Origin of the sequence: Rhizobium sp. BR 362 (assembly GCF_036528765.1) — a bacterium.
Classification (GTDB): Bacteria; Pseudomonadota; Alphaproteobacteria; order Rhizobiales; family Rhizobiaceae; genus Rhizobium.
In genome coordinates this window covers 17,108-42,934 of the sequence record NZ_JARWGH010000015.1, presented here as the reverse complement: position 1 = coordinate 42,934, position 25,827 = coordinate 17,108, and the positions used below count along the sequence as shown (strand labels likewise).

Here is a 25,827-nt window from a genome sequence, read left to right as displayed (position 1 = left end):
AGTTCAAAAATCCAGTGCTTGGGCATCCCGATTTTCAAACGCGGGGACATTCATGTTCAATGGAATGAAACTCGACATGATCGACGTCGGGACTGGCGCTCTGCGTGTTCGCTACGGAGGATACGGTCCGCCGCTGCTGCTTCTACATGGCCATCCCCGAACCCATATGACCTGGGGCCGGATCGCCGATTTTCTTTCCCCTCATTTCACAGTGGTATGCCCCGATCTCAGAGGTTTCGGCAAGTCGTTCCAACCTTTGGATACAAGCGACAGCCGTAACTCATCAAAGCGCGCCAAGGCTGGGGATTGCATCGAACTCATGAGAAGGCTGGGATATGACCGGTTTGCAGTCGCCGGGCACGATCGCGGAAGCTATGTGGCATTCCGCTTGGCGATGGATCATCCTGATGCCGTTACGAAGGTCGCAGTAATCGACAGCATTCCGATCATCGAACATTTGGAGAGGATCGATTGGCGCTTTGCGCGTGACTGGTACCACTGGTTTTTCTTTGCCCAGCCGGAGAAGCCCGAGAGGGCGATCAATGCTGATCCGACGGCCTGGTATAATGCGATCAAGCCTGATTTGATGGGTCGGGAGGCCTATGCCGATCTCATGACGGCGATCCACGATCCCGCTGTCGTCCATGGAATGGTGGAGGATTACCGGGCAGGGTTGACCGTCGATCGCCTGCACGAATTGCAAGACCGCGCCGAGGGCAGGCGGGTTGAATGCCCACTGCTTTGTCTGTGGTCGATACGCGACGATCTCGAAGACTTCTTTGGCGATCCCAGGGAAATTTGGCGCTCCTGGGCAGTGGACGTTCAAGGCCACGGCATCGACAGCGGCCACCATGTCGCGGAAGAGAACCCGGTAGATCTTGCGAATTCCCTTCTTCCTTTCTTTGAAAGCCGCTAAGCATTTTCTGCGGCTGCGTGATCAAGCTCGGGACAAACCGGCCGCGACGCAGGTTTTTGCGGCTCAATCCAGACATTTGGACCGCGGCATTGGCCGCCTGTTTCGTTGCCTCTCAAGCGGACGATTTACCAATCGTATCGGCGACCTCAGCGCCGCGACTTCCCATGGGAAGTGCAGGGCCGACCGTCGTGTCGACCGCCGTCTGATGCTCCAGTTCCGCATTGACTTCCGCCCCAACTAACAGGATCACGACGGACAGCCAGATCCAGATCAGAAAACCGATCAAGGCGCCAAGCGTGCCATAGGTCGCGTCGTAGTTTGCAAAATTCCTGAGATAGACAGAGAACAGCAAGGACATGGCGATCCAGCCAATGGTTGCCAGGGCAGCACCCCAGGTGAGCCATCGAACTTTCGCGGGTTCGCGGCTCGGACCGAACCGGTAGATTGCCGTTACCGCAATGATCATGAGGATCAACAGGATTGGCCAGCGCAGAATTAGCACGAGGTTCTCCTTCCACTGATCGAGCCAAAGAAGAGAGAGAAGCAGCGGCATGATGGCGACCGATCCGATGACCAAGATCGCCGCCAGTATTGCGCAGAGCGTGAAACAGAGCCCGACGAGATTGAGGCGGACCAGCCCGCGCTTTTCTGTTTCTTCATAAGCAATGTTCATCGCGTCGAAGATCGCCAATGTTCCGCTATGCGTGCTCCACAAGGCCACCCCCAAACCAAGAAGCAACGCAACACTCAGCGTCCCGCTTCGCCGCTGGACGAGATCGTTCAGTCGATCGGCGATCATGTCAAAGGCGCCGGGCGGCAGGAGGCCGGAGAGCGAGCGCAGATGCTCGCTTATGCTCGCGGGATCGGCAAAGAAGCCATAGAGCGAGACAAGTGCTGCAAGCGCCGGAAAGAGGGCAAGTAGAAGGTAAAAGGTCACGCCTGCCGCAACGAGCGAAATGCGATCGTCACTGATTTCGTGGACGACACGCCAGAACACATCGCGCAAGCCACGGGGCGGTATGTGCTCCGGAACGGCTGCACGTCGCCCCAGCTCCGGATGGAACTCGTGGTCAGCGGCATTTGCAGACGCGGTCTCGACATGTGCTCGCTTCCCCAATGCACGGGTCACAAGCAAGGCGGCAATCGCAAAGCTGCCAATTCGAAATAAGGAATGCGTGTGTTGCGGTCCGCCACCGTGGACACGTTTTCTCATCGGGCTACTCCGTCAGACTGCCCATCGCTTTGCGGTAACGCTTGACCCGACCAAAAGATGCGCCTGGGCGTCATGCGGTACCAAGCGGCGTTGACTGCGACGTCGCCGAAGGGATCACTGCGCGACGAGAGATCGTCAGTGTGGGGAAGAAAGATTGCGATCGCGATGTCATTTTTCAGCTTCGACGACGACGATCGATCTGTCGGCCGCATCGATCAGCGAATTGGCAATCCCTCCATAGGAAAGCCTTGTGCCCGCCTGCCGGCTGACGCCCAGTACAATCAGATTTGCGCGACGGCGCCTTGCGTTTCGCAATATGGCCAGCTCCGGCGATGTTCCTCGCTCAACCGCCTTGCGAATGTCGAGGCCATAATATGCGGCAATTTCGTCGACCCGTTTGAAGGCTTCGTCGTGACGATCGCTCATATCGCTGAGGCGGGGCATCCGGACAAGCTGCTGTGGATCGGTGACGTAGACGACCGCCATGTCACAGCCCCCCGCTTTTGCGATTGCCGCAGCGAACTCGACGGCGCGGGTGGAGCGTTCCGTCCCCGAGACGGGAACGAGGATGCGAAGCTCGTCGTCGTTTTCCGGTATCCACCCTCTGCTGAAGGTGATGGCTACGGTGCCCTGAAACGAAGATGTCATCTTTGTAAAACGCTCGTCGAGCCCTCCGGCATCGGCAACGGCCGGTTCCGCCCCGATGATCATCAGGTCGTGTCCTTGTTCGGCGCTCTCGGAAAGTGCTCGCTCTAAATCGCCGTTTTTCTTTCTTCCGGTGACGTGGACGTCTGCGGGTGTGGCAACATCGGTATCCGATTGCGCCACCGCTTTCGTGGCCGTTGCCCTGACTTGGTCCACAAATGCTTCGACTCCGTCTGCATTCGACGGCTCGCCGCTCGGCTCACGCCCTGTTTCATCGTCAATGCGCAGCACGGTTACAGGCATCTGCCGGATCGCGGCTAGCAATCCGGATATTCTGGAGGCCAAGTTGCCATTTCCGGAGCGATCGACCGCCAGCAATATGCGTTCAAATTTGGAGAGATAGCTCGCCTTTTCGAATTCCTCGCTCTTCAGCCGGTTCTGTTCCTCTGCCCGAACCGGCAGCCGCGCAAGCGCCCATCTCAAAGTCGGCGGCATGATCATCGTTGTGACGACGGCCATCGCCACAATGATGGAAAACAAGCGTTGATCAAGGACGCCGACGGAAAGTCCGATGGAAGCAACGATCACCTCGGTGGAACCCCTGGCGTTCATCCCGCAGCCAAGCGCAATGGCTTCCGAATTCGAGAAGCCTCCAAAACGGCCACCGAGGAATGCGCCGCCGAATTTCCCGATGCTGGCGATGACGATCAAGCCGCCCGCCAGCAATAAAATCTCTGAATTTTGCAGGACGGTGAGATCCGTCTGAAGACCGGTGAGGCCAAAGAATACCGGCATGAACAAAGCCGTCGTGAGCGCTCGAAGCTGCGTGTCTATTTGACGTGTCAGGATGGGCGATTGTCCGACGAGGATTCCGGCGACGAATGCGCCTAATACCGTATGAACGCCGATTAGATTGGTGATGATCGCCATGACGCCCATGATCGCGACAATGGCGCTGAGGACCGGCAGGTCGCTTTTAAATCGATCGTTCGTCCAGCGGATGATTTCGAACACAATACGTCGTCCGATCGTGAAACTTACGCCCATGAACGCAAGGGTGCCAATCACGCTCTTTGCAAGCGTCGGCAGCTCGACGGCTCCTTTTGCCGCAAGGGAGAAAGTGACCGAGATGATAACCCAGCCGACCGTGTCGTCGATGATGGCCGATGCGACGATCAGTTGGCCGATGTTCCTCCTCATGAAGTCCATTTCGCGTACGACCGACGCGACTATTTTCACCGACGAGATGGAAAGCGCCGTTCCGAGGAACAGTGAGGCGACAAGCCTTTTCTCCGGGTCAGGAAGCAGGTTGGCCGGAAGGAGTTCGCCAAGCGCAAAGCCCGCGACGAAAGGAACGGCGATGCCCGCGAACGAGACGCCAAATGCCGCGCGCCGCATCCGTCTCGCCAGCCCCAAATCGGTCTCCATGCCCGCCAGCAGAAGCAGAAACAGGATGCCTAGCTGCGCCACCGCATTGATCATACTCTTTTGCGCTTCGCCAGCTGGAAACAGCATGGCCTGAACATCAGGGAAAATTTCCCCGAGAACCGACGGACCAAGCAATACGCCGCCAATGATTTGGCCCATTATCGACGGCTGCCCGATGCGCACCATAAGTTCGCCGAGCAATCGCCCAACAATGACGAGGATGATAATTTGCGTCAGGAAAAGGCCCTCGGAGGGCGTGGCGGCCTTCTCTCCATTCGCCGCCAAAGCCGATGTCGCAACACCCGCGTAAAGCAGCAAGCCGATCAAAATCAGAGTCGGAGGGCGTTTTCCGAAATTAATTGATCTCATGAAGGCCTTGCTCACCGCGGATCGCCATGGGGCTCTTTCTCGTGCATGAGGCATGTCGCGAGTTAACGCAGCCCGTGAGGCGGAGTTCCTTGCGATGACTGCGCTCCGGACCTGGCGCCGATCAGCAGGTTCTAAAGTTCAGAAAAGCCTAGGATTTATTTAAAGAGCGAGCGCCAAGCCTGGCGGCTGCGCGATGATGAAACCCATCCTGCTAAACACCGGAGCCGGTTCTCTCACGCCAGCAGAGATCGAGCATTCGCCTTTGGCGCGGGTTCCCCGCATCCTTTCAGAATTGTATTTTGCATGCATTTTCATTGTGTACATAAAGTACACAATTGTTGACTTAAACGAAGGCGCGTGCCATGATCCCCATCATCAGGAAGAAGCGGACCGGAGTTTTCCCATGGCGAAGACCGTTAAGAGCAGCCTCTACGAAGACCTGAAGCGTCAAATCCTGACGATGGAGCTGGATCCGGATGCCGATCTCGATGAGGCAAGCCTCAGCACGCGTTATGGCCTTTCGCGCACCCCGGTTCGGGACATCTTCCGGCGTCTGGCGGGGGAGGGCTATATCGATATTCGCGAGAACCGTGGGGCACGCGTCATTCCGATGAACCACGCGACACTGCGGAATTTCTTCCTGGTGGCGCCGATGATTTACGCCGCGATCGGCCGGCTCGCGGTACAGAACTTCAAACAATCGCAGCTTACTGACCTCAAGCAGACGCAGGAGCGTTTTCGCCAAGCCAGCAAGGACATGGATGCGTTTACGATGGTTCTTGAGAACAACCGTTTCCATGAAATCTTCGGCGAGATGTCGGCGAACGATTATCTGCAGCCGAGCCTCGGCCGACTCCTGATCGATCACGCACGCATCGGGCACACGTTCTTCCGTCCGCGAAACCAGGACATGAGGCGCCGCCTGCAGGTGGCGGTAGAGCACCATGACAGCTTCATCGAGGCTTTAGGTGCTCAAGACGAAGACGCCGTCGTCGATCTGGTCTTCGAGCACTGGGAGCTGTCCCGCGAGAACATGGAAATGTTCATAGCACCACAAGGACTTAAGGCGGACGCGCTGATCGGCGGTCCGAGTGCGCAATCATTGGAGAAATCATCGTGAAGTTTGAAGGCATCTATACGCCTGCGGTGACGCCGCTGAGCCCGGATGGGCAGATAGACAGGAAGGGCTTTGCGGCGGTGCTGGAGTCGCTGATCGAGGCTGGCGTGCATGGCATCATCGTCGGCGGATCGACCGGCGAATATTACGCCCAGAGCTGCCAGGAGCGCTTCGATCTTGCCGCCTACGCCAAGGAGGTGATCGGCACCCGGCTGCCGCTCGTCATCGGCACCGGCGCGACGCGCACCGAAGATTCCGTGGAATACGCAAAGGCGGCAAAGGAGATCGGCGCCGATGCCATCCTGGTGTCGTCGCCGCCCTATGCACTGCCGACGGAGAAGGAAAACGCGGTTCATGCATTGACCGTCGATCGCGCGGCCAATCTGCCGATCATGCTCTACAACTATCCCGCCCGCATGGGTGTGATGATGGGTGAGGAATATTTCTCCCGCGTCGGCAAGTCCAAGAACGTTAAGGCGATCAAGGAAAGCTCCGGCGACATGGGCAACCTGCATCTGCTGGCACGGAAGTTTCCGCATATTGCGCTCTCCTGCGGCTGGGACGACCAGGCGCTGGAATTTTTTGCCTGGGGGGCCAAGAGCTGGGTCTGCGCCGGCTCCAACTTCCTGCCGCGCGAGCATGTCGCGCTCTATGAGGCCTGCGTCCTCGAAAGGAATTTCGACAAGGGCCGGGCGATCATGACCGCCATGTTACCGCTGATGGATTTCCTCGAATGCGGCAAGTTCGTGCAGTCGATCAAGCATGGCTGCGAGATTATGGGCCTGAAGGCCGGTCCGGTCCGCGCACCGCTGCGCGGCCTGACCACGGACGAAAAGCGAACCCTTGAGACCGTCGTTGCGACGCTGAAGCGCACGGTCGCCCAGATCACCGCGGGAGCCAACTATGCATGAACCCTTGACCGCAGCAGAATACAAGGCGATCGCCGCCGGCCTGCAGTTCCCGACGAATGCTTTCGTCGATGGGACGTTCCGCCCGGCCAATTCGGGCAAGACGTTCAAGACCACCAATCCGGCAACTGGCGATTTGCTAGCCGAGATCGCGGCCTGCGACGCCAGCGACGTCGACCATGCGGTCGCCAAGGCCAAGCAGGCCTTCTACGATGGCCGCTGGCGTCAGCGGACCCCGGGCGAGCGCAAAGAAGTGCTGCTGAAGTTCGCAAAGCTGCTGGAAGAGAACCGCCACGAGCTCGCCGTCCTGGAAAGCGTCGACAGCGGCAAGCCGGTCCGTGAGTGCCAGACCGTCGATGTCCCGGACACTATCCACACGATCCGCTGGCATGCCGAGCTTATCGACAAGCTCTATGACAATACGAATTCCGTTGGTCCCAATGCACTGGCGATGGTCGTTCGTGAACCGATCGGTGTGGTCGCATGCGTGCTGCCGTGGAACTTTCCGCTGCTGATGCTTGCCTGGAAAATCGCGCCGGCACTCGCCGCAGGCTGCTCGGTGATCGTCAAGCCCGCCCAGGAAACGACGCTGACGACATTGCGTGTCGCAGAGCTTGCCCATGAGGCCGGCATTCCGGCCGGTATCTTCAATGTCGTCACCGGCAGCGGTAGGGAGGTCGGCGAGCCGCTCGGCCTGCACATGGATGTCGACATGGTGGCCTTCACCGGCTCGACCCCGACCGGCCGTCGCTTCCTGCATTATTCTGCCGATTCCAACCTCAAGAAGGTCGTGCTCGAATGCGGCGGCAAGAACCCGGCCGTCGTGCTGGAAGACGCCGAAGACCTCGATCTCGTCGCCGAACAGGTGGTCAACGGCGCTTTCTGGAACATGGGCGAAAACTGCAGCGCCTCGTCGCGCCTCATCGTTCACGCCAGCATCAAGGACGAACTCCTCAAGCGAATTGGCGCCTATATGCGCGAATGGAAGACCGGCGACCCGCTCGACCCGGAAAACCGCATCGGTGCGCTGGTCAGCAAGAGCCATTTTGAAAAAGTGAGCTCGTTCCTAGATGACGTGAGGAGCGAGAAGCTTACGGTGGCATTTGGCGGCGAAACACAAAGCGGCGTCTTTATCGAACCCACGGTCGTCGACGGCGTCACACCCGCCAGCCGCCTCTTCAAGGAGGAGATCTTCGGGCCGATCCTGTCGGTTACGACATTCAATTCCCTCAGCGAAGCCATCACGCTTGCCAACGACACCAATTACGGCCTGACGGCGTCGGTCTATACGGGCAGCCTGCGCAATGCGATCCGCGTGTCGCGGGAGATCCGTGCGGGTCTCGTCACCGTCAACTGCTTCGGCGAAGGCGATGCCAGCACGCCGTTCGGCGGCTACAAGGAGTCCGGCTTCGGGGGCCGCGACAAGTCGATCTTTGCCCACGACAACTATTGCGAACTGAAGACCATCTGGATCGATGTTTCGGAACGCTCCGTGGATGAGGCCATCCGATGACCCGACATGTGATCAAGCGCTTGCCGATCGATACCGGCGTTTCGGGATGGGAGGCGATCAGCGAACGCGCCTATCCCGCTGTGGCGCTTGATCACGACGTCACCGCCGACTGGCTGATCATCGGCGCAGGATTTGCCGGGCTATCGGCGGCGCGGCGCCTCTCGCAGTTGCGGCCGCAGGACAAGATCGTTGTTCTTGAAGCTCGTGAACTCGCAAAGGGGCCAGCCGGCAGGAATTCCGGCTTCATGATCGATGTTCCCCATAATCTCTCATCCGGCGAGTACTCGGTTGCCGACGAGCAGTCCACCAAGGAAGAGATCAGACATAACCGTTTGGCGATTGCCTTTGCCGCTGATGTCGCGGCCGAGTATGGCCTATCCGGGGAAACATTCGATCCCTCGGGCAAGATAAACGCGGCCGCGTCGGACCGAGGCTTGGGGCTTAACGAGAACTACAGAAAGTCCCTCGAGAAGATTGGCGAAGACTATCGCGTCCTCGATGCCGATCAGATGCGGGAAATGACCGGCTCGCACTATTATCGAGGAGGGCTCTATACGCCAGGGGCCGTGATGATCCAGCCGGCGGATTATATCCGCGGCCTTGCGCGCGGCCTGCGATCGAAAGTCGGTCTCTACGAACATTCGCCGGTGCTGGAACTTTCGCGCGAAGGAAAGGTCTGGAAGGCCAGGTCAAACCGCGGCTCCGTGTCCGCACCGAAGGTCATTCTGGGTGTGAACGGCCATATTGAGAGCTTCGGCCACTTCCGCGGGCGGTTAATGCATATCTTCACCTACGCGTCCATGACCGCCGCCTTCTCCCAGAACGAGTTCGGAGGCGAGGTTTCCGGCGTTGACCGCTGGGCGCTGCTGCCGGCCGATCCGATGGGCGCGACCCTTCGCAAGATCACCACAAATGGACTGTCGCGGATCGTCGTCAGGACGCGGTTTACATACGATCCGAACCTCCGAGTGTCGGACAGGCGGGTTGCCGGCATAGCCGCCGAACAGCGCCGGTCATTCGATGCCCGCTTCCCCGGGCTGAAAGACCTGCCGATGGAATATAGCTGGGCCGGCGCGCTGTGCCTCAGCAGAAACCATGTGCCGGCATTTGGCGAGGTCGAAGAAGGGCTTTATTCCGCGTGCTGCGAAAATGGTCTTGGCACCGTCAAGAGCACGCTGGCCGGGATGATGGCTGCCGATCTGGCGGCTGGGGCCAATAGCCGTGAACTCGACCAATACAGAAACCAACCGGAGCCGAGCAAGCTGCCGCCCGAGCCGATCGCATGGCTCGGCGCGAATTCGGTCATCCGCTTTCAGGAGTTGCGTGCAGGCCGCGAGGGATGATCCGTCGCCGCGCAATAATGAGGATCGGGCCAAGCGCTGATCTTTAGAAGAATGGGAACGAGAACTAGGAGTAAGAATAATGAAGGCTTTGTGGAAGGCGCTTTGCGCCGCTGCGATGGTCGGAATGACCGTATTCTCCGCGCATGCGGAAGAGAAGAGCATTACCGTGGGCACGATGTCCTGGGAAGATCTGACGCCGATCACCGGGATCACCAAAAAAGTGCTTGAGGATGCCGGCTACACCGTAAAGGTCGTGCCGTTCTCCGAATGGGGCATTGCCTATGCAGCACTCAGCAAGGGCGATATCCAGATCCTCGCATCTCAGACCGACTATGTAGCGCAGGACTATTGGGAGAAAAACAAGAAGCGTCTTGAGAAGATCTCGCCTGTCTCGCACGGTCTGTACCAGGCGATCGCCGTACCGAACTATGTGACGATCGACTCGATGGATCAGTTGAACGACAATGCCGACAAGTTCGGCGGCAAAATCGTCGGCATCGAGCCGGGCTCGGGTTTGATGCGCGACGCTGCCAATGCCGTCAAGCAATACGGTCTCAAGCTGCAGCTCGTCGAAGGCAGCACTGCCGCCATGACCGCTGCGCTGAAGTCGGCGATCGACCGCAAGGAATGGGTCGCTGTCACGATCTGGGAACCGTCCTGGATGATGCAGAAATACCCGGTCAAGTTCCTCAAGGATCCGAAGGGTATCTTCCCGCCGCCGCAGAGCTACTACTGGATCGGCAAGAAGGGGTTTTCCGAGGAACACCCCCATGCCCGCGAAGTCATCGCCAGCGTCTATGTGCCGCTTGCCGATATCACCGCGATCAATGGCGCAGTCAGCGACGGAAAGACGATGGATGACGCCGTCAAAGCCTGGATCGAAAGCCATGCCGACCTCCTGAAGCGCTGGGAGAATATCAAGAGCGAATGATGTGAACGGCGGGTCGCCGTTTGGCGGCCCGCATCTCTCAACGAGCACAAACAGGTCGGCAATGGACTGACCCTCGGGGAACGCAATGAACACTGTCGTGAATAACGCCAACGAAATCCTGGTCGATTGCCGGAGCGTCTGGAAGATATTCGGCGCCCGTGCTCCGGCTGCCGTGAAAGCCGTTTCAGAGCGCGGCCTTTCCAAAAAGCAGGTCCTGGACGAATTCAACTGCGTCGTCGGTGTCGCCGATGCCAGCCTCCAGGTCCGCCGCGGCGAGATCTTCTGCATCATGGGGCTCTCCGGAAGCGGCAAATCAACCTTGGTTCGCCTCCTTAACCGGCTTATCGAGCCGAGCCTTGGCAATATCGCAATCAAGGGCAAGGAGATTGCCCGGCTCAATGCTGCGGAACTGCGCGACATGCGTGCGCGGAACATCGGCATGGTCTTTCAAAGCGTGGCCCTGCTCCCCAATCGCACGGTCCTCGAAAATGCCGCATTCGGCTTGGAAGTCCGGGGCGTGCGAAAGGACGAGCGCAACAAAACGGCGCGCACGGCGCTCGACAAGGTCGGCCTTTCCGACTGGACGTCGCGATATCCTTCGGAACTGTCAGGCGGCATGCAGCAACGTGTCGGCCTTGCCCGTGCATTGGCCGCCGATCCCGAGATCATTCTCATGGATGAGCCGTTCAGCGCGCTTGATCCGCTCATTCGCCGCCAGTTGCAGGACGAGTTCCGGCAGCTTACGAAATCGCTCGGCAAGTCCGCGGTATTCATCACGCATGACCTTGAAGAGGCGATCCGTATTGGTGACCGGATCGCCATCATGAAGGACGGCGTCATCGTCCAGGTCGGAACCGCAGAAGAGATCGTCACGAAGCCCGCCGACGCTTATGTCGCCGATTTCGTCGCGGGCATATCCAGGGTTCATCTCGTCAAGGCGCATTCGATGATGCAGCCGATCGCAGAATATACGAGCCTGCAGCCACAGCATGACGTGAATACGCTCCTCAAAACCACTCCGGAAGCCGATATCGGCGAGCTCATCGATCTCACGATGAAATCGGAGCGTGATGCTTTGGCCGTCGTCGATAATGGTTCCATCGTCGGCGTGGTCACGACCCGCGGGCTGCTTCGCGGTGTCGCCGGATCCCCAGAGCAACCACATGTGACAGCCTGAGAGGACGGACGCAAATGGACATCTCGGTCATTGCGGATACATTCGATGCCTGGACCGACGACGCACTAGGCTGGATCAGCGACAACGGCGACTGGCTGTTCGACCCACTAAGGGCGGCTCTGGAGGGAACTTACAACGGCGTTCTCTGGCTCCTTCAACTGCCGCCTTTTTATGTCATTGCGATTATCGGAGCGCTGCTCGGTTGGCGGCTGATCAACCTCGGATCCGGTCTTCTCGCCGGCCTGGCTCTCTTCTTCTGTGCGGTCATGGGTCTTTGGAACGAAACCATGAGCACCCTTGCTCTCGTCACCACCGCCACGATCTTCGCCTTGATGATCGGAATCCCGCTGGGGATTGTCGCCGGGTTTTTGCAGTGGTTTGACAGGTTTCTGGAGCCGATCCTCGATCTCATCCAGACGCTGCCTCCCTATATCTACCTTCTTCCTGCCATTGCGCTTCTTGGCTTTGGCCCCGCAACCGCGCTGGTTGCGACCTTCGTCGTCGCAGCGCCCCCTGCCATTCGCTTGACGTCGCTCGGCATCCGTATGACGCCGCCCGCATTTATCGAACTCGGCCAGGCAAGCGGTCTGACCCCATGGCAGATGTTTACGAAAATCCGGCTGCCGTTTGCAATTCCAAGCGTGATGGCAGGCGTTAACCAGAGCTTGATGATGGCATTCGGCATGGTGGTGATCGCCGGCATCGTCGGTTCCGGCGGCCTCGGCGAAACCATCTACGGCGCGGTGCGCACGCTCGACATGGCGACGTCGATCAACGCTGCGATCGCGATCGTCATTCTAACCATGGTGCTCGACAGATTGACACAGAGTGCGGCCCGCCGCACCAAGGTAGGTGCAAGATGAACCTCGACCTCCTTCGGTTCTCACCCGGTCTATATTTTGCTCCTGCCGTCGACTGGCTGAACACCAACTTCCATCCGGTCTTCGACGCCGTTACCAAGCTAGTCGAGGCAGTGCTTGGCGCTTTGGAATCGGCGCTGCTCTACCCGCCTCCCTATGCGTTCATTGTCGCTGCAGGCCTTATCGTCGCCTTCGCGATCAACATCAGAGCTGCTGTAGTAACAGCCGTCGCTCTTGCCTTCTGCCTTGTGGCGGGGCTTTGGGCTGCGTCTATGCAGACACTCGCACTGGTAACGGTGGCGGTCGCTATTTCGGTGTTGATTGCCTTTCCTCTCGGCGTCCTTGCTTCGCGCCGCAAAGGCTTCGAGGTCGCCATAAGGCCGGTGCTCGACATCATGCAAACGGTACCGCCGTGGGTTTATCTCATCCCGGCTGTCATGATCTTCAGTCTCGGCCGCGTGCCGGCGATCATCGCCACGATCATCTATGGCGTGCCGCCGATGCTTCGTCTGACGACGCTGGCATTCAATCAGGTGCCGAGGGATCTTCTCGAACTCGGCCAGGCAACCGGCGCACCGCCGCGTGCGATCCTGCTCAAGATCGAAATACCGTCTGCAATGCCCACCCTGCTTGTCGGCCTCAACCAGTGCATTCTGCTTTCACTGGCGATGGTCGTCCTTGCCGGGCTTGTCGGGGCCGGTGGGTTGGGTGCCGAGGTGACCCGAGGCCTGACCCGAATGGAAATGGGTCTTGGCCTGCGCGCCGGGCTCGCCATCGTTGCCATCGCGATCCTGCTCGACAGGCTTTCAAAAGGTGCGCTTCAGGGACGCGCACGTTCACCGGCCAAGAGCGCCTAAGCGGAAAGACTTTGAGAATGCGTCACAGCTTCTTCTGCATCGACTCCCACACCTGCGGAAATCCCGTGCGGCTTGTTGCCGGCGGCGGGCCGCTTCTGGCGCACGCACCAATGGGCGAGCGGCGCGAGATGTTCCTTCGAGATCATGATTGGGTCCGCAAGGCGCTCATGTTCGAGCCGAGGGGACATGACATCATGTCCGGCGCGATCATATATCCGGCCTATCGCGACGATTGCGACATTGCAGTCCTATTCATCGAAGTCAGCGGTTGTCTGCCGATGTGCGGGGCGGGCACCATCGGGCTCGTGACCGCCGCGATCGAGGAAGGCCTAGTCAAACCGCGTGAACCCGGAAAGCTCTCGATCGAAACCCCTGCCGGGAGAGTCGACGTTACCTTTGAAACCAGTGGAAACCATGTCGATTCCGTCCGGCTCTTCAATGTTCCGAGCTATCTTCACGAAGCGGACGTTGAAGTGAACGTACCTGGCATGGGACGTCTGCGCGTCGATATTTCTTATGGCGGCAACTACTATGCCGTCGTGGAGCCGCAGGAAAACTGGAGCGGTCTCGACGGGATGAGTGCCGCTGACATCGTCGGCTGCAGCCAGAGACTCAGGGAGGCTCTTGCAGATATATGCGATCCGATCCATCCGGATGATCCCCGTATTCGCGGGGTCCATCACGCGATATGGTGCGATCGCCCGGTCAACGATGTCTCCGATGGCCGCTGCGCAGTCTTCTACGGCGAAAAGGCCATCGATCGGTCGCCGGGCGGCACCGGCACGTCGGCGCGGATGGCGCAATTGCATGCAAAGGGACATCTGGCCGTCGGATCGAAATATCGTCATGAAAGCCTGATCGGAACCATTTTCGAAGGCCGGATCGAAGCGGACGTTAACATCGGCGCTTATCAGGGCATCCTTCCGAGCGTCGGAGGCTGGGCGCGCGTTATCGGCCACAACACGATTTTTGTCGACGATCGCGATCCGCTCGCATACGGCTTCCAGATCCGATAAAGTCTTCGTGGTCTTCAGAAGCGGCAGGGGGGGATAGAAAGATGCCTGAGAAATATCGGCCGGACGATGACGCCAGCACGTCCGCCAGCCGTCTCAAGGTAGGATTCATCCTGGCGCGGTCGTTCACATTGTCCGCCTTCGCGCTCTTCGTGGATACGTTGCGGCTCGCAAGCGACAAACAGGATCGTTCCGGAAGGGTCCTTGCGGACTGGCAGGTGCTCGGCAGCACGCGGCACCTCATCACCTCAAGCTGCGGCGTCCAGGTTGCCCCGACGTCGGACCTCGTCGATCCGTCGAGGTTCGACTACATTGTGGTTGTCGGCGGCCTTTTGACCGTCGAAAACCCTGTCGACGAGGCGACCTACGCATACCTCAAGCAAGCGGACGCCAAGAAGGTGCCGCTGATCGGCGTGTGCACCGGGTCGTTCATTCTCGCCGCGGCGGACCTGATGAAGCGGCACGAATCCTGTGTAAGCTGGTTGCATTACGAGGGATTTCGGGAGCGCTTTCCTGATCTCAAGGTCCGTTCCGACCGACTGTTCAATCTCGATCGCCAGCGGGGATCCTGCGCAGGCGGCAGCAGCGCCGCCGACCTAGCGGCATTGCTCGTCAGGAAATACATCAGCCGTGACGCGGAGCGAAATGCGCTGGAGGTCCTTCAGATCGAGAAGGCCCGAACGACCGCGGATATACAGCCCCGTCGTCCATTGTACGAAGACTATGACGATGCCCGCGTAAAGGCGGCGATGATCGCAATGGAACAGTTCGTAGATGGTAGCCTGCCGATCCCCAAGCTGGCTGCCAAGGTCGGTTTGTCACGGCGGCAACTGGAGAGAATCTTCCTCGAAAAAACGGGAATGTCTCCTGCCAAAGCTTATAACCGTGTCCGCATGGAGCGAGCAAAGTCGATCCTTGCACGCTCGAAGGCGCCTCTTATCGAGGTGGCGCTGGATGTCGGCTTCGAAAACACGTCGCAGTTCACAAGAACATTCAAGCGCACTTTCGGGCAGACGCCGTCGCAACATCGGGCTGCGGTTTCGAGACCCCGCTAATCGAGCCCTGTTTCCGGCACGCATGCGAGGCTTGAGTTGGAGCGCCGCGGCAAACGGCTTGGCGGCGGAAATTGCATTGGCAACCAGAAGGGCTTCAACGCGGATACCGGCCCCTAAGGCGATACTCCGATAAAGAGCGCAAGGGCGTTCATCGCTATGGCAGCGGCTAGCAGGACTGCAAATATCTGCGGGCTGTATCCCATGTTTGCCGCCAATCACATATTGCCATGGTCAATGAAATGGGGGCTGCTGTCGAGAGCGTCGGCACTCCAACTGCGAGCGGCCGCAAATGTTCTTATTGCGCTCCACTATTTCCGTCCAAAGGTGAACCTTGACCGATGGTTCCACGCCTATTGCTGCATCTGCATCATCTGCTCCATAGGCACGGGCTGCATGTTCTCGTGCAGGTGATCCATGATCCAGATTGATCCGATGACGATAAGGAAGACCACCAGAACGCCGAAGACCAGCGCCAGCACATTGTTGGTGTTGTCCGGACCGGTGGTGATGTGGAGGAAGAACACCAGATGCACGCCCATCTGCGCAATGGCGAGCACGAGCAGAGCCACGGGAATAGCCGGGGCATAGATGAGATTGGAGCCGGCGACAAGGAAGGCGGCGACCGTGAGAACGATGGAGAATCCAAGGCCCAGATTCGCGTTGCGGATCCAATGGCCGCTGTCCTCGAGGGGTTCGTCGCCCGGGGAATGATCTTCCCGATGGTCCATGATGCCGGTGCGCAGGTGCGGATCCGATTCAAAGTTGCTCATGCGCCGGCTCCCATCAGATAGACGATTGTGAAAATACCGATCCAGACGATGTCTAGGGCGTGCCAGAAGAGGTTGAAGCAGATCAGCCGGTGCATGATTTCCCTGCGGAAGCCCTTGACCTGGATCTGTGCCATCATCGTCGCGAGCCAGAGGCCGCCGAGGGTGACGTGCAGTCCGTGCAGTCCGACCAGGCCGAAGAACGACGTCAGCATCCCGCTCCGCTGCGGGGTAAATCCCTTGTTGGCCAGTTCGACGAATTCCTGCAGCTCGAGAAGGACGAATATCAGCCCCAGTAGCCCGGTGACCGCCAACCAGATCTGGGTCCGCCACAGGTTCCTGGCGTTGGCGGCGGCGAACGACAGCATGCAGGTATAGCTGGACAGCAGCAGCATGGCGGTCTCGAGGGCGACCCTGCGGATATCGACGATTTGTTCGATCGTCGGGCCGCCTGCGGTTGCTCCCCGCTGCACCGCGAAGGCCGCGAAAAAGCAGGAGAACAAGACGATATCGCTGAGCAGATAGATCCAAAAGCCATAACCCACGATGATCCGTTTGTGGGCCGGTCCGGTCGTGCCATGTCCGGCGCCTTCGACAGGTTCTTCAGCTCCATGGGCTCGATGGCCGAGCCGGTGAGGGTCTTCACGAATGCGTCTGACAGCTTCGACGCTGGCTGGTAATCCTGTGTCTGTCATGACAGCGCCCCCTGCTGGGAAACGCGCTGAAGGAGCGCTTCGCGCGCAGCCCGCCGGGCGCGTTCGGCCTGCGCCACCTCATCCGCCGGTACTTCGAATTCGTGAACGTCACGCCAGGCGAACACGACGAATCCCACGAAGGCGGCGACCAAAGCCACGATGGCGAGCCACCAGATGTACCAGATCATCGCAAAGCCGAAGACCGTGGCAAAAAACGCCGTGTAAATGCCGACGGAGCTGTTGAGGGGCATTTCGATCGGTTCATACTTTGGTTCGGGAGACAACTGCTGGGTTTCCACGGCCCGCAGCTTGATGCCCCAATAGGCTTCCTCACCTTCAACATTCGGCGTGACGGCAAAATTGAAGAATGGAGGCGGTGAGGGAGTCGCCCACTCCAGGGAACGGCCGTCCCACGGATCGCCCGAAACGTCGCGCAGCTTCTCGCGGTCGCGGATGCTGACGACGAGCTGCACAATCTGCGAGATCATTCCCAGGATAAGAATGGCGATACCGACAACGGAGACGTATAGCCAAGGTGCCCACTCAGGGAAGTTGATGTGCTGCAGGCGCCGTGTCATGCCGTCCAAACCCAATATGTAGAGGGGCGTGAACGTCACCCAGAAGCCGATGAAAGCGAGCCAGAAAGCGACCTTGCCCCAGCCCGCGTGCAACCGAAATCCGAAAGCCTTTGGAAACCAGAACTCCAGACCTGCAAAGACCCCGAACACGACCCCGCCTACGATGACATTGTGGAAATGCGCCACCAGGAACATCGAGTTGTGGGTCAGGAAGTCGGCCGGCGGGACCGCCAGCAGAACGCCCGTCAGGCCTCCGATGATGAACGTGAAGATGAAGCCCATGGACCACAGCATCGGGACTTCGAAGCGCACACGGCCGCCATACATGGTGAAGATCCAGTTGTAGATCTTCACCCCGGTCCCGACGGCGATGATACTTGAAGAGATTCCGAAGAAAGTATTGACAGCAGCGCCCGCGCCCATGGTGAAGAAGTGGTGCAGCCATACCATCATCGAGACAACGCAGATGAAGAGGGTGGCCGCGACCATCGATCGGTAGCCGAACAGCGGCTTGCCGGAGAAGGTCGAGAAGATCTCGGAAAAGATGCCGAAGGCCGGCAGGACGAGGATGTAGACTTCAGGGTGTCCCCAAGCCCAGATCAGATTCACGAACATCATTGGATTTCCATCCGCGGTGTTCGTGAAGTAGTGCCAGCCGGCATAGCGATCCAGAGTCAGCATGGCGAGTGTAGCGGTCAACACCGGAAAAGCGGCGACGATCAGCAGACTTGCCGCGAGAGCGGTCCAGCAGAAGACCGGCATACGCAAATAGCTCATGCCGCGACACCGCATTTTCAACACCGTGGTGACGATGTTGATCCCGGTGATCAAAGTGCCGACCCCGGAAATTTGCACGGCCCAGAGGTAATAGTCGACGCCGACGCCGGGCGTGTAGGTCGTTTCGCTGAGCGGCGGGTAGGGCAACCATCCGGTGCGGGCGAATTCGCCGACGAAGAGCGACACATTGACGAGAAGAGCGCCGCTTGCAGTCAGCCAGAAACCGACCGAGTTGAAGGTCGGGAAAGCCACGTCGCGGACGCCGAGCTGCAGCGGCACAAGGAAGTTCATGAAACCGAGCACCAGTGGCATGGCGCCGAACAGGATCATGATCGTGCCGTGGGCGGAAAAGATCTGGTTGTAGTGCTCGGGCGGCAGATAGCCGGGCGCGTTGATTGCCACCGCCTGCTGGGTACGCATCATGATGGCGTCGGCGAAGCCACGGATCAGCATCACGATGCCCAACAGGCAGTACATGACGCCGATCCGCTTGTGATCGACGCTGGTGATCCACTCCCGCCAGAGATACGGCCACCAGCCTTTTACGGTGATCAGGATCAGCACCCCGATGCCAACGAGGATCACGACGAAAGAGGTGATCAACGGAATAGGCTGAGACAAGGGGATTGCCGAAAGGCTGAGCTTGCCGAACATGATCAATCCTTTCCGCCGGTGAAAACTTCACGTCCCGCATGCCCGGGCGCTTCGGGCTCCGGTCCCGGTCCCGGCGGGATCTTCTGGGTGGCGATGGCATTGAAAAGCTGGGGATCCGTGGCTCGATAGGTCGAGGGCGGCACGCGCTGGGTCTGCTGCATCAGGTTGGTATAGGCGGCCTGGTCGAGCGTCGCGCCGGAACTGCGGACGCTATCCACCCAATTCTTGAAGTCCGCATCCGGCACGCTTTTCACCTGGAACTGCATGTCGGAGAAGCCGTCGCCGGAGAACTGGGCTGACGTGCCCCAGAGCTCCGCCGGAGCGTCGGCCTGCAGGTGCAATTGCGAAACCATGCCCGGCATGGCGTAGATCATCGAGCCAAGGCGCGGCACGAAGAAGACATTGAAGACGCTCGCCGAAGTGATGGAAAAATGGACCGGCGTCCCTGCCGGCATCACGAGCTGGTTGACCGTTGCAATCCCCTCATGCGGGTATATGAACAGCCATTTCCAGTCGAGCGATACGACCTGTACCTCGATGGGTGCGGTCTTGGACGGCAAGGGCTTGAACGGATCGAGCTGGTAGGAGCCGATCCAGATCAGACCGCTGATGAACATGATGGTCAGGATTGGAATGGACCAGACGACGGCTTCGATCCGCCCGGAATAGGACCAATAAGGCAGGTATTCCGCCGTGGTATTCGCTGCTCGATAGCGCCATGCCATCCAGAAGGCGAGTATGATAGTCGGGATGACGATGGCCAGCATCACCGCAGTGGCGTTGATCAGGATTTGAGCATCTCCCTCGCCAACGGGGCCGACCGGGTTTAAGACCCCCGAACAGGAGGCAAGACCGAGGCTGAACAAGCCCAGGATCGAGCCGCGGCAAGCGCGCGCCAGCGCACATTTCGGCACTTGCAAGCCATCCATCGCGAGCGTCCTTCCTTTGGCGGCCTCAAACCTCGCAAGTTTAACTTTGTTCCGGAGCCGGCTCTCGCAGTTACGACATCATAAAGATTCGAGTGGCGGTTGAGCATAAACTGCGCCAGCGTCGATGTTCGACCGGTGCGCTTCTTACATTTGAGAACTTTGCGTACAAACAATTGGACGCCTGGGTGCGCCTGATATTCGTCATGGAGCCTCATGCGTGAGGCCAGAGCTTCAGTACCGAAAGACTTGGGCTCACTACCAAGTCTGTCTTTTCCGACTTAGGTTGTATAACGGATCGGAGACTAGTCTGCAACGGAAGGCCATGACATGGCCGTCCGAAATCCTGACAGTCGGAGTCAATCACGACCAGGCTACGAACGTGAGCGCCATATCTAGATATACCGCTTACATATGGACTATTTATTCAAATCCTGCGCCATCTGCAGATGGTGTTCCAGAGCAGGCTGCGTGCTTGCCGCCCAGGTCTTTAAATCGGCATTCTTGCCGCTGTTGCCATACCGTTTGAAGAGATCGACAGCCTCCTTGTGGGCCGACACCTGCTCCGAATGATATTGTTTGGTGAAGTCGGCTCCCTGAAGGCCCTTGAGTTTAACGAGCATCTTCTGCTGAGAGGAAGACATGGTCGTTGGAAGGCGCGCTTTTACCTTGCCGCTCGTTACCAGCTGCTTCAGTTGGTTCGTGGTTTTCTGATGGTCGGTGATCATCTGCTGTGCGAATGATTTTGTCGCGTCATCGGCGCGTTCGAGCGCAAGCTGACTGGATTGAATTTCGAACATGTCGCTTGTTGCTGCCTTATTGACGAAATCCTGAGTTTTCGGGGCCGGCGAATTGGCGCCGCTTTTTTCCGTGGTCGATTGAGCGAGAACAGGCGCTGCAAACAGCAAAGCGGCGGCGGTGATGGCAATCTTTTTCATGATGCTCTCCTGTGGTTGCAATTTCGAACCTGTAGCCACGGAGAATGTTCCAAGCCCGTGCGGCAGTGCGGTGACGATGTGGGCAGAATGCTTCAGCGATAATATGCTTCATTCCTAAAGTGTGATAGTTTTGCTACAGTTTTTCGACGGTGCCGACCTATATCCGGTTCCATAACAAAACCGAGGATACACCGATGCATAAGCTACTCATCTCCACCGCGATTGCCAGTATCGTCAGCTTCAGTGCGGCGTCGGCCGCCGATGTTGTCACACAGGCACCGGAAGCGCCTGCCGTTGAAACGCCGGTCGGTTTCACTTGGACAGGTCCATATGCGGGTATTCGCGGCGGCGGCAACTGGGTCAATGGTGATTTCAGCATTCCCGGCGCAAGCGGGTCTGAAGATCTGAGCGGCGGCCTGGTTGGGGGCTTCATCGGCTACAATTGGCAATTTGAGAATAATGTTGTGCTCGGCCTGGAAGGGGACCTGAATTACAACTGGAACAAAGATACCATTGCACCTGGCGTCGAGGTCGGAACGGACATCGATGGCTCGGTCCGCGCCCGTCTTGGCTATGCCTTCGACCGTGCTTTGATCTATGCGACAGGCGGCTGGGAAGCGACCCGGGGATTTGTCGATACGGGCAGCAAAGACACCAAGACCTTCAACGGTTGGACGGTTGGTGCCGGCGTTGACTATGCCTTCACCGATCGGGTCTTCGGCCGCCTGGAATACCGCTACACCGACTTCGGGAGCAAGGATATCAGCGGCGTGAACGTCGATCTCAAGCAGAACGCCGTGATCGTCGGGCTTGGTGTGAAATTCTGGTGATCGCTTCGCCGTACAGCATCGGGTAGCCGCAAGCCGGGCTACTCCAGCTCTTGAGCTGTTAATGATTGGTGCGGACCGCCAGTTACGACCGTCGTCTGATTGTCCGCAAGGACATCTGCGACCTTATGACTGTGTCGGCTTGATATTATCCGTGCGCACTTGCCCCGCCAGAATGCCGCGGCGCAAGTCGTGCCGGCCGTGCTCGAGTTCCACCACCGTATAGAGCTTTTCGCTGCGGAATGCGCTGGCATTCGCCGTACTGACGTCCTCGGCCGGCGCTGAATCGACCTCCATATAGTCCAATTCACGCGCCGCCGCGACGATGCGCGCATCCCCGGCAGTACGGGCGGCCACTACGATCTCCCCATGCGAGGGTGCGTTTTGCCAATTGGGGTCGTCGGGCGCTGCGATCGGGACCAGGCGATAAACGTTAAGCGGTTCACCGACCGTCGATGCGCCCTTCAGCTGGGCATCCTCCATCTGAGCCTGGCTTTCGACTGACCGGCCGAAAGTCGTGCTGCTGGTGGCGTTGTTAGGGTCGGTTCCCCCTGATTTGACAACATTGGACATGGTTCCATCCTCTTCGCATCTGCAGCGCAGGCAGTCGGCGCTCATTGGCACGCAGCGGCGACTGTGGCTTAATTTAACCGTTGCTTCATCCGGGGAGGCAAGCGAGCTGAGCCTGTCGGCGTCTCACCGCCCTTGCGCCGGAGCCAGTATCTCGATGTGTCAACAACGGCGGAGATACAGCATCTGTTCCACTGGCGAAGGCGGCCGTTTTCGAAGCTTTGGCAAAGCCGATCGCGGGCACGGCGCCGATAGGCCCGCATGCGCGATGATTGATGACGTCAAGCCAGCCTCTGGTGAACTTATCTGGAAATCATTCATGAGCTTTCTGCACGCCTGCCGAGTTATCGCTCGAGATGGAACATTTCTCCGCGCGAAAAGTTCGAGGCCGCGTCTTTGATCTGCGCACGCGTTTGCGATCTGCACATTGCGATCCGGATGAAGGGGAGGAGAGGGAACATGCGCGTTTTTGGAAAGTTGATTGCGCTGGCCTCGGTGCCGCTGGCGATCGTTGCTGTAGCTGGGGTCGGCGTCGGTGCCCTTTCGGACCCACTACCGCCCGACGCAACGTATCGACCGCTTCCAACACTGCCGTTTTCCGAAGCACGGAAAATCGATGAAGCGCAAAAACCGGCGGTTATGCAGCGCCAGGCCGATCTTCTGCAGAGGCGCTACGACCTTTCGGATCGACCGATGGGCGGCGTGATGATGTCCGGAGGCATGAAACCGGTTCAGGATGGTGTGCGGGTCAAATTGCCGGAGGGCGTCACATGGGACGGGCTGGCTGCAATGACACCGGCCGATATCAAATCCAAGGGATTGTTGCCGGAGGGCTTTATGCCCTTGCCGCATGTGAAGCAGGCGACCGGCGGGCAGGTTTTCCCAAACCGGGAGATCGATGAAATTCACGCGCAGGAGATGAGGGATCTGCGCCGTTTCGACGTCGACTTCGATTTGCCGGACAATCTGACGCCCGAGTTCCCGCCGCCCATTTTCCTTACGACCCATCCCGAGCTTGGCGATGTCTCGCGGGGACAATTGCTGACGATCAAGAACTTCTACGAACTGATGAACGGCATCATCACGCCGGTGCAGATGGAAGGGCTGCGGCTCTTACTGACGCCGTTTCCGCAGGAAGAGTTCAATCAGACGGAAGACAGGAAGGTCGCGGACCAAAGCATGGGCGTTGCCTGTCTCGACTGTCACGCCAACTTCCATACCAATGCCGCCTTCCATCTGACTCCCGATGTACGGCCGCAGGCAGATCGCTTCCGGCTTGACACGACAAGCCTGCGCGGGCTGTTCAACCAGCAGATCCATGGTTCCAAGCGCTCATTGCGTTCCGTCGAGGACTTCACGCAATTCGAACAAAGGACCGCCTATTTCAACGGCGATCATGTCAGCGCCACGCGCAAGGGTGCCAATCTTCCGGACCGCACCAATCAGGTCGCCATGATGGCGCAGATGCAGAACATCATCGATTTTCCGCCCGCGCCTAAACTTGATCCGTTTGGCAAGCTGGATCCCGCCGTCGCGACACCTCGCGAGCTCGCGGGCGAGCGCATCTTCATGGGCAAGGGGCGCTGCGCCGAATGCCATATCCCTCAAACGGCATTCATGGACAACAACATGCACGACCTGAAGCTTGAACGCTTCTACGCCGTCGGCAAGACCGTCAATGATTTCGTTGCTCTTCCGGACGGTCCGATCAAGACCTTTACGCTGCGGGGCATCAAGGACTCGCCGCCATACCTGCACGATGGCCGGCTGATGACGCTTGCCGACACCGTCGAGTTCTTCAATCTCGTGCTCGGCGTCAAGCTTGATCAGCAGGAGAAGGACGATCTCGTCGCATATATGCTGACGCTTTAGCTGGAACCGTGGAGAAAGCCATGAACCGCCATGTCGTTACGTTGGCCGCCTTGATCTCATGCGGCTGCCCTGCACTTGCTCAGATCGGAAATCCTGCGGGAATGGGCGCAGATACGAGAATGACCGAGCCCGGCGTTCCGGCACCGCATCAGACCAACAATCAGGATCGTCTTTTTGCCCAGTTGGCGGCCGCGGGCGGCTTGGCCGAGGTCGAATTTGGACAGATGGCTGTGGCCAAGGCAAAGGACGATGCCGTCAAAGAGTTTGCCAATATGATGGTCAGAGATCATACCGACGCCAATGGCAAGCTCAAGGCGCTTTCTGACGACGCGAAAATCCCACTGCCGGACGAGTTGGATCCCGACCATGCCGCCGCGCGCGACCGATTGGAGAAGCTGAGCGACAGGTCCTATGACGTCGCCTACATCAAGACGCAGATCGTCGATCATCAAAAGATGGCGCAATTGTTGGCATGGGAAATATCGATGGGAGAGGACGCCGAGATGCAGCGCTTCGCGGCTGCCACGCTTCCGATCGTTCTCCATCACCTTCACCGCGCACAGGAAATCCAGGCGGCGCTGACCGGCGCTGCCATGAGGTGATCAACGGCTTTGCCGTCCCATGGGTCGCATGCTGTCGACGCCTCGCTCGCGGTCGATCCATCCCATGACCGGCGTGACAGCTATGCCGTGGATGGCAACGGAGATCAGGATAATCAGAAAAACCGTATCCCAGACCACCTCGATCTGGTCGAATGAAGCCTTTCCGGAAGCATAGGCAAGATAATATATCGAGCCGAGGCCCCTGACGCCAAAGATCGAGACGATCGCCTTTTCCGCACGCGGCTGCACGGCACCAATCAGGCTGATCCATCCCGACATCGGCCTGACGACAGCCAAGGTCAGCACGGCAACGGCAACGATCCGCCAATCGACGTGCGACAGCAGCGACCCTTCGGCAATAACGGAGCCGAAACAGACAAGCAGGAGCATCATCAGCAACCGCTCGAGTTGCTCTCCGAAATCATGAAGCTCGCCATGGAAGCTGCTGTGTCTTTCAACGCTGCGCAAAGTGAGCGCCGTTACGAAAACAGCGACGAAGCCATAGCCGTGAACGAGTTCCGTTGCGGAATAGGCAAGACATGTGAAGGCGAGCGCAGCCAATCCATCTCCGGTCTTGGCAATGCGTCCCGCCTTTGGCACCTTGAAAGTCAGGTATCCAAGGATCCGACCGACAATCCAGCCCATGCCGATCCCTGCAGCCAGCTTCCAGAGCACGTCGACGGCGAGCCAGTGCCAGATCCATCCGGCACCGGAGTCGGAAGCCGATTGGGAGGCAATGGCGATGGCGGCCATGACGAAGGGAAAGCTCAGGCCGTCGTTCAAACCTGCTTCGGATGTCAGGGCAAATCTGATGTCATCTTCCTCGCCCGTTTGCGGCGGGCCAACCTGAACATCGGCGGCGAGCACCGGGTCCGTGGGCGCGAGTGCTGCCCCCAGCAGAAGCGCCGAAGCTGCTCCCAGTCCGAGAAGGCTCCATCCAAGCAGGCTAATTGCGAAGATCGAAAGCGGCATGGCGATGCCGAGAAGCCGCCAGGTGATTGCCCATCTTACCCAGCCTAACGGTCTGTCGATCTTCAATCCCGCACCCATGAGGGCCACGATCACGACGAATTCGGAGAGATGCTCCGCCAGCGCCCTGCTCTCGAGCGGGTTCATGCGGGGCAGCGGCGTGAATGGCGACCATGCAAGAAGTATCCCGATCGCGACGCAGCAGATCGGAAACGAGAGCGGCCTGCGCCTAAGGACCATCGGCAGCCATGCCGTCAGCAGCACGACGATGCCGAATATGAAGAGCGTAACGACATAGCTATTCATG

Annotated in this window: 23 protein-coding genes; 14 read left to right on the top strand and 9 right to left on the bottom strand. The window is 58.8% G+C overall.

Going from position 1 to position 25,827, the window contains the following annotated elements; all coding sequences use genetic code 11:
* The first annotated feature begins 52 nt into the window (after positions 1-52).
* Positions 53-916, top strand: a complete 864-nt coding sequence (locus QDY28_RS18805; protein WP_331383174.1) for an alpha/beta fold hydrolase — start codon at positions 53-55, stop codon at positions 914-916.
* Between the two features lie 112 nt (positions 917-1,028).
* Here the strand turns inward: QDY28_RS18805 and QDY28_RS18800 are convergent, their stop codons facing one another.
* Together QDY28_RS18800 and QDY28_RS18795 are read right to left on the bottom strand one after the other, a co-directional pair.
* Entirely contained in the window at positions 1,029-2,129 is a 1,101-nt protein-coding gene (locus tag QDY28_RS18800; protein WP_331383173.1) for a YihY/virulence factor BrkB family protein, read from the bottom strand.
* Positions 2,130-2,297: 168 nt separating this feature from the next.
* Entirely contained in the window at positions 2,298-4,571 is a 2,274-nt protein-coding gene (locus QDY28_RS18795) for a cation:proton antiporter domain-containing protein (protein ID WP_331383172.1), read from the bottom strand.
* Between the two features lie 403 nt (positions 4,572-4,974).
* On the opposite strand from QDY28_RS18795, the gene QDY28_RS18790 reads away from it, so the two are divergent.
* The 10 genes from QDY28_RS18790 to QDY28_RS18745 all read left to right on the top strand — a co-directional run bounded on the left by QDY28_RS18790 (position 4,975) and on the right by QDY28_RS18745 (position 15,345).
* Entirely contained in the window at positions 4,975-5,691 is a 717-nt protein-coding gene (locus tag QDY28_RS18790) for a GntR family transcriptional regulator (RefSeq protein WP_331383238.1), read from the top strand.
* Positions 5,688-6,599, top strand: a complete 912-nt coding sequence (locus QDY28_RS18785; RefSeq protein WP_331383171.1) for a dihydrodipicolinate synthase family protein — start codon at positions 5,688-5,690, stop codon at positions 6,597-6,599. Before QDY28_RS18790 ends, QDY28_RS18785 begins: the two co-directional genes overlap by 4 nt.
* The gene (locus tag QDY28_RS18780; RefSeq protein ID WP_331383170.1) at positions 6,592-8,109 is read left to right on the top strand and encodes an aldehyde dehydrogenase; all 1,518 of its coding nucleotides are present in this window, start codon (positions 6,592-6,594) and stop codon (positions 8,107-8,109) included. Before QDY28_RS18785 ends, QDY28_RS18780 begins: the two co-directional genes overlap by 8 nt.
* Positions 8,106-9,452, top strand: coding sequence for an NAD(P)/FAD-dependent oxidoreductase (locus QDY28_RS18775; RefSeq protein ID WP_331383169.1), 1,347 nt, complete (start codon positions 8,106-8,108; stop codon positions 9,450-9,452). The genes QDY28_RS18780 and QDY28_RS18775 overlap by 4 nt, the downstream gene beginning before the upstream one ends.
* A gap of 79 nt (positions 9,453-9,531) precedes the next feature.
* Complete coding sequence (locus tag QDY28_RS18770) at positions 9,532-10,383, top strand: glycine betaine ABC transporter substrate-binding protein (RefSeq protein WP_331383168.1); 852 nt, start codon at positions 9,532-9,534, stop codon at positions 10,381-10,383.
* An 85-nt stretch (positions 10,384-10,468) separates the two neighbouring features.
* On the top strand, positions 10,469-11,560 hold the full coding sequence (locus QDY28_RS18765; protein WP_331383167.1) for a quaternary amine ABC transporter ATP-binding protein: 1,092 nt from the start codon (positions 10,469-10,471) through the stop codon (positions 11,558-11,560).
* A gap of 14 nt (positions 11,561-11,574) precedes the next feature.
* Positions 11,575-12,423 carry an ABC transporter permease gene (locus QDY28_RS18760; protein WP_331383166.1) on the top strand — a complete coding sequence of 283 codons (849 nt, stop codon included), beginning with the start codon at positions 11,575-11,577 and terminating at the stop codon, positions 12,421-12,423.
* Entirely contained in the window at positions 12,420-13,277 is an 858-nt protein-coding gene (locus QDY28_RS18755; protein WP_331383165.1) for an ABC transporter permease, read from the top strand. Before QDY28_RS18760 ends, QDY28_RS18755 begins: the two co-directional genes overlap by 4 nt.
* A 17-nt stretch (positions 13,278-13,294) precedes the next feature.
* Positions 13,295-14,293, top strand: a complete 999-nt coding sequence (locus QDY28_RS18750) for a 4-hydroxyproline epimerase (protein ID WP_331383164.1) — start codon at positions 13,295-13,297, stop codon at positions 14,291-14,293.
* Positions 14,294-14,334: 41 nt separating this feature from the next.
* Positions 14,335-15,345, top strand: coding sequence for a GlxA family transcriptional regulator (locus QDY28_RS18745; protein WP_331383163.1), 1,011 nt, complete (start codon positions 14,335-14,337; stop codon positions 15,343-15,345).
* A gap of 350 nt (positions 15,346-15,695) precedes the next feature.
* On the opposite strand, the gene cyoD is transcribed toward QDY28_RS18745, so the two are convergent.
* From cyoD to QDY28_RS18720, 5 genes are all read right to left on the bottom strand, one after another.
* Positions 15,696-16,115: a cytochrome o ubiquinol oxidase subunit IV gene (cyoD, locus tag QDY28_RS18740; protein ID WP_331383162.1), complete on the bottom strand. Its 420-nt coding sequence runs from the start codon at positions 16,113-16,115 to the stop codon at positions 15,696-15,698.
* Positions 16,112-16,807, bottom strand: a complete 696-nt coding sequence (locus tag QDY28_RS18735; RefSeq protein ID WP_331383161.1) for a cytochrome (ubi)quinol oxidase subunit III — start codon at positions 16,805-16,807, stop codon at positions 16,112-16,114. Before QDY28_RS18735 ends, cyoD begins: the two co-directional genes overlap by 4 nt.
* Positions 16,804-18,816, bottom strand: coding sequence for a cbb3-type cytochrome c oxidase subunit I (locus QDY28_RS18730; protein ID WP_331383160.1), 2,013 nt, complete (start codon positions 18,814-18,816; stop codon positions 16,804-16,806). The genes QDY28_RS18735 and QDY28_RS18730 overlap by 4 nt, the downstream gene beginning before the upstream one ends.
* Before the next feature lie 2 nt (positions 18,817-18,818).
* Positions 18,819-19,745 (bottom strand): ubiquinol oxidase subunit II, encoded by a 927-nt coding sequence (gene cyoA / locus QDY28_RS18725; protein ID WP_331383159.1) that lies wholly within the window; start codon positions 19,743-19,745, stop codon positions 18,819-18,821.
* A 416-nt stretch (positions 19,746-20,161) separates the two neighbouring features.
* Entirely contained in the window at positions 20,162-20,680 is a 519-nt protein-coding gene (locus QDY28_RS18720) for a DUF4142 domain-containing protein (RefSeq protein ID WP_331383158.1), read from the bottom strand.
* Between the two features lie 194 nt (positions 20,681-20,874).
* Between QDY28_RS18720 and QDY28_RS18715 the strand changes: the two genes are divergently transcribed.
* Complete coding sequence (locus tag QDY28_RS18715; RefSeq protein WP_331383237.1) at positions 20,875-21,510, top strand: outer membrane protein; 636 nt, start codon at positions 20,875-20,877, stop codon at positions 21,508-21,510.
* A 123-nt stretch (positions 21,511-21,633) separates the two neighbouring features.
* Here QDY28_RS18715 and QDY28_RS18710 read toward each other — a convergent pair whose 3' ends face one another.
* Positions 21,634-22,080 carry a hypothetical protein gene (locus tag QDY28_RS18710; RefSeq protein WP_331383157.1) on the bottom strand — a complete coding sequence of 149 codons (447 nt, stop codon included), beginning with the start codon at positions 22,078-22,080 and terminating at the stop codon, positions 21,634-21,636.
* A gap of 456 nt (positions 22,081-22,536) precedes the next feature.
* On the opposite strand from QDY28_RS18710, the gene QDY28_RS18705 reads away from it, so the two are divergent.
* Positions 22,537-23,949 (top strand): cytochrome B6, encoded by a 1,413-nt coding sequence (locus tag QDY28_RS18705; RefSeq protein WP_331383156.1) that lies wholly within the window; start codon positions 22,537-22,539, stop codon positions 23,947-23,949.
* A gap of 20 nt (positions 23,950-23,969) precedes the next feature.
* Positions 23,970-24,551 (top strand): DUF4142 domain-containing protein, encoded by a 582-nt coding sequence (locus QDY28_RS18700; RefSeq protein ID WP_331383155.1) that lies wholly within the window; start codon positions 23,970-23,972, stop codon positions 24,549-24,551.
* Here the strand turns inward: QDY28_RS18700 and QDY28_RS18695 are convergent, their stop codons facing one another.
* A complete protein-coding gene (locus QDY28_RS18695) occupies positions 24,552-25,826 on the bottom strand; it encodes a cation:proton antiporter (RefSeq protein ID WP_331383154.1) in 1,275 nt (424 codons plus the stop codon). It lies immediately after the preceding gene.
* Between the last annotated feature and the right edge of the window lies 1 nt (position 25,827).